This window comes from uncultured Methanobrevibacter sp. (assembly GCF_905235195.1).
Lineage (GTDB): Archaea > Methanobacteriota > Methanobacteria > Methanobacteriales > Methanobacteriaceae > Methanarmilla.
The window spans coordinates 1-5,064 of sequence record NZ_CAJOKH010000078.1 but is presented as its reverse complement, the minus strand read 5'-3'; the positions used below and the strand labels follow the sequence as shown (position 1 = coordinate 5,064).

Annotated in this window: 5 protein-coding genes; 3 read left to right on the top strand and 2 right to left on the bottom strand. The window is 25.3% G+C overall.

The window, feature by feature from the left end:
* The first annotated feature begins 520 nt into the window (after positions 1 to 520).
* The 3 genes from QZ146_RS08290 (at position 521) to QZ146_RS08280 (ending at position 3,027) form a co-directional block, all read left to right on the top strand.
* On the top strand, positions 521 to 730 hold the full coding sequence (locus tag QZ146_RS08290; protein WP_295723488.1) for a TIGR04165 family Cys-rich peptide: 210 nt from the start codon (positions 521 to 523) through the stop codon (positions 728 to 730).
* A gap of 389 nt (positions 731 to 1,119) precedes the next feature.
* Positions 1,120 to 1,617 (top strand): DUF4143 domain-containing protein, encoded by a 498-nt coding sequence (locus QZ146_RS08285; protein WP_295723491.1) that lies wholly within the window; start codon positions 1,120 to 1,122, stop codon positions 1,615 to 1,617.
* A 270-nt stretch (positions 1,618 to 1,887) separates the two neighbouring features.
* Complete coding sequence (locus tag QZ146_RS08280) at positions 1,888 to 3,027, top strand: TIGR04083 family peptide-modifying radical SAM enzyme (RefSeq protein ID WP_295723485.1); 1,140 nt, start codon at positions 1,888 to 1,890, stop codon at positions 3,025 to 3,027.
* Positions 3,028 to 3,157: 130 nt separating this feature from the next.
* Here QZ146_RS08280 and QZ146_RS08275 read toward each other — a convergent pair whose 3' ends face one another.
* Positions 3,158 to 3,841, bottom strand: a complete 684-nt coding sequence (locus tag QZ146_RS08275) for a glycosyltransferase family 2 protein (RefSeq protein WP_295723481.1) — start codon at positions 3,839 to 3,841, stop codon at positions 3,158 to 3,160.
* Positions 3,842 to 3,923: 82 nt separating this feature from the next.
* Positions 3,924 to 4,892 (bottom strand): NAD(P)-dependent oxidoreductase, encoded by a 969-nt coding sequence (locus QZ146_RS08270; RefSeq protein ID WP_295723478.1) that lies wholly within the window; start codon positions 4,890 to 4,892, stop codon positions 3,924 to 3,926.
* Positions 4,893 to 5,064 lie beyond the last annotated feature (172 nt).

The following is a 5,064-nucleotide window of genomic DNA, read 5'->3' as shown; positions in this document are numbered from 1 at the left end:
TACTTTAATTAAAAATTAGTAAGTATTTTTAAAAAATATTAAATTTCATGTGAAAAAATTTTGACCCAAAATTCAAAAATTGCATTTTGGCGGACACCCGTTAAAAATAAAAAAAACAGTAAACAAACTACTTTATTTTGATTAAATTATAAATAATGTACTAATTACAATATTTGAAGATAATCAGATTATTTAATACCCAGTATCTGTTTTAAAACAATTAGCATTAAGCTAATAAAAATATGTATTTAAAATTTTAATTATATTTAAAATAATTTTTGAAATAAATTTATTAAATAATTAAGATAATAATTATTATATAAAAATAACTTCGCAAACACATTTATTAAATTCTTTAAAAATATAAGTGTTATAAAAAAATAAGAATTTGAAAAAAAAATTAATAAATAATCAGCATAATAATACTAAATTTTATTATACTTTTTTATAAATTATTAATAATAATAAAAATTAGATAAAAAAATATTAACATATTAAGATTGTAATTTAAGGTGATATAATGAAAGTAGAAGATATAATTAAAGAATGTCCTAAATGTGGATCTACAGATAAAACTGTACGTCGTAAATTTATAGACACTCAAAGTGCTCATGCTGAAACTGCATATTTTAAATGTAGTGAATGTGGATATGAATTTGAAGGTGCAGAGGACCACACAGAAGATCCAAAAAGCAAGTATGTTAAAGAATTAAATAAAAAAATATATTAAATTTTAATATTTAATTTTTTAATAAAATTTGTACTCATTTTATTTAAATAAAATTAATTAATTTATATCCATTAACTGTTTTTTATCCACTATCTATTTTAATTATTCTATTTTATTAATTAATTAATTAAATTAATGTAGATTATACTATAAATTATAATTATTAAATCTCCTTTTAAAATTACATCCTTAACTCAATCATTAAAATGTGTACCTATTATATAAACCACCACTCACATTTATGAGTACCTATTATATAAACCACCACTCACATTTATGAGTACCTATTATATAAACCACCACTCACTTTTATGAGTAAGTATTTATATAATAATATATACTATTCATTATATAACTGGGGGGCCAAATAATGAGCGAAAGAGAAGAATATATTAAAAAATGCAGCGAATGTTAAAAATATATTAGATATTTTAGAAAAAACCCAAATAATATTTCATTGTGAACCTTATGGAGAATCCTCAAAAAGAATAAAAAAATCCTGGAAATATTATTTTGCAACCAGTAGTTTAAGAAATGTGTTGGCAAATGAATATGGAACTTCCGTTTCACAGACAGAACATGAAGGAACACTATTTGAAAATCTGGTTGCTTGTAACTTAAATAACTTATCAAATATCTTAAAGGAACCCTTTTCTTTATATTATGATAGTAATGATAAAAAAAATGTCGATTTTATAGTTCAAAAAGGATTTGATAAAATAATTCCTATTGAAGTAGAACGGGGAAAAAAGGATAAAAAACAAATAAAAAGTGCAATTAATCGATTTGGTTGTGAATATGGAATTATAATATCTAACACTACTGAGTTTATTGAAAAGCATAATGACATTATATTTTTACCTTTAAAAACATTTTCATATATGTAAATTAACATTGTATAAAAATAAAATTAAATAAAAAAAATTAAAACATATTAAAGAATAATTTATATGATTAAATAGAAATAACAATTCAATTATACTTTATTAAGGATATAATAGATTTTATGAAATAATAATAAAAAAAATATATAATTCTAATTCTTTAAGATAATAATAATTAAATTAGAAATAAATTTTATAAAATAATGATATAGATATTATTAAAAGCAATATGATAATTATAATAATAATTTATTAAAAGTATAGTGTGATAAAATGCCATTTCATGTGATGATAATTCCAACATTAAGATGTCCTGGTATGTGTAAATACTGTTGGGGCTCAGATAAACAAGCTGAAATAATGGATATAAGTATAGTTGAAAATATTAAAGAATGGTTAGAAGATTTTAGAAATAGTGATTCTGTACACTTTACATTTCATGGTGGAGAACCATTACTTCCAGGATATGATTTTTATAAAGATGCATTTAAAATATTAAACACCCTTCCAAATCACAGTGGTTACTCAATGCAATCAAATTTATGGCTACTTAATGATGAAATAGCAGACCTTCTAGTAGAAAATAATGTAATTTTATCAACCAGTATAGATGGACCTAAAGAAATTACCGATTATCAAAGAGGTGAAGGTTACTATGATAAAACAATGACAAGTGTACACCTTGCAGAAGATAAAGGATTACACGTAAGTTATGTTTGTACATTTACCTCATACTCAAAAGACTATTCCACTGAAATATATGACTATTTTAAAGATTTAAAAGCAACTGTTAAAATCCACTCAGCATTACCATCACTAAGAGGAGAAAATGCAGATCCATGGGCATTAAATCAGAAAGATTATGGGAATTTAATGATAGAACTTTTAGATAAATACTTATATGATTTAGATAAATTCCAAATAATGGATTTTGACCATATGGCCAAAAGTAGTTTTATAAGAAGAGGAACATTATGTGCATTTAATAACTGTGTAGGAGACACACTAGCAGTAGGTCATGACGGTAACATATACCCTTGTTACAGATTTGTAGGAATGGATGAGTATATAATGGGAAATGTAAAAGACAAACCTACAGTAGAAGATTTAGAATCATCTAATGCATATAAACTATTAAATGAATTTAATGATTTTGTAAAAGAAGACTGTAAAAGATGCAGATTCATTAAACACTGTAATGGTGGTTGTCCATATAATGGGATAGTAGCAGCACAAAGTCCAAAAGCAGTAGACCCTCAATGTCAAGCATATAAATTAATATTCCAAAATATGAAAGATAGACAGAAACAGGATTTAATTAAAAATGGTATACCTGGAATGCCAGGTGCTAAATCTCCACAAGAAAAAAAAGAAGGAGAACCATTTACAATAATGGATTTAATGACTAAATAAATTAAAGCTATTGATTAATTAATTATTATAGCTTTTAAATCTTTAAGCAAATAATTAAAATATAAAAAAAGCTCCTTAATAATAATTATCATCTTAAAAAAAAGATAAAAATAAATTAGAAAATATCTAATTATTTTTTAACAGTTCTAACAACTTTATCCTTTAAAATTGTTAATAAAACTCCAACACCATGAGTTACAGGATCTTTTGTTGAACCATCAACATCATATCGAACTGTGATTGGAACTTCACTAATTCTAAAACCATTTTCAGCTGCATCAACTAGCATTTCACTTTCAATACCAAATCCTGTATCTTTAAATCTAAAACAAGGATTAATTTTAGATGAAAATGCCCTAAAACCACTTTGTGAGTCAGTGATACTAATGCCTGCTGAAATATTAGTTGCTTTATCTAAAACCTGTTGGCCAACTCGCCTATATGCAGGAGTATTTTCCTCAGGACCATTCATATATCTACTACCATTAACTAAATCTGATTCCCCATCAATAATAGGTTTAAGCAATTTAGGAATTTCATCAGGATTATGCTGACCATCTCCATCAATTGTAATAATAATATCATAATCTTCACCAATATATTGAAAGCCAGATTTTAAACCTTCACCTTTTCCAAAGTTTGTAGGATGCGTAATGACTTTTGCACCAGCTAACTCGGCAATTTTACTTGTAGCATCACTACTTCCATCATCAACAATCAATACGTCATCAACATATTGTAATGTTCTAAGAATTACAGAACCTATTGCAACTTCTTCATCATAAGCAGGTATTAAAGCAATTATTTTAACCATTAAAACACCATAAATAAAAGAGAATAATAAAAAAATATAGATTAAATTTATTTAAAAATATTAAAACTATGATTAATAAAAATTATTCAATCCTATAATATTCTTTCATCCATTCTACGGTTCTTTTGATACCTTCTTCAGGTGAAACCTTAGGATTATGTTTTAAATCACGAATAGCTTTAGAACAATCCACAGTTTTAACCTTAGTTGTAAATGGTTCAGGAGGAGTGTATTCAACTAGAGAATCATCTTTACCACAAGCTTTAAGAACAATATCAGAATAGTCTTTTATTTCTTTTTCCCATTCTGGTTTACTACCTACATTATAAGCTTCGCCAGGAATGAAATTATCTACAATATTTGCAAATGTATTTGCAGTATCTTCCACATAATCAATAATTCTTTTATGACCCATATGTACAGAATATGGTTGATCATGTAATGCTTTATAGATAAATATTGGTATAAACCCTTTATATGGAGAATATGCCTCATGAGGACCATAACAATTTAATGGTCTAACCCTTACTGTTTCTGTTTCAAACATTTCAGCTGAATTTATACACATTAATTCTCCAGCCCATTTACTAATAGCATAATCATTCATCTGATAAGTTTGATTAATTGGATATGTTTCCATTAAATCTTCTGTAATTACACCTTTATAATCACCATAAACTTCACAGCTTGAAAATGAAATCATTCTAAATTTTAACTTTTCCTGAAGTCTAATCATATTTTTAAGACCAATAACATTAGTCTCCCATAAGTTTTCATAGTAAGCTTCACCATTCCAACGACCATATTCAGCTGCCAAATGGTAAACATAATCAAATTTATCATTATCCTCAAAAATCCTTTCAATTTGACGATAATTTCTAACGTCTCCCCTTACATAATCAGAATATTGATCTGCATACAAGTCTGCTTCATCTTCATGATGTAATAAATCAACAGATAAGACTTCATGTCCTCTAGATCTAAGTTCCTTAACAAGATTGGTTCCTATAAATCCTGCTCCACCAGTAACTAATATTCTTTGTGTTTCCATTAAATACACATCCTTAAAATTATAAAACTAAAAATTGTTTTAATAAATAAATTATAATTTACTTAATTAATCTAAATCTAATTATTAAATAAAACTTTCTTAAAATCTAATTATTAAATAAAACTTTCTTAAAATCTAATTATTAAATAAAACTTTCTTAAAATCTAATTAT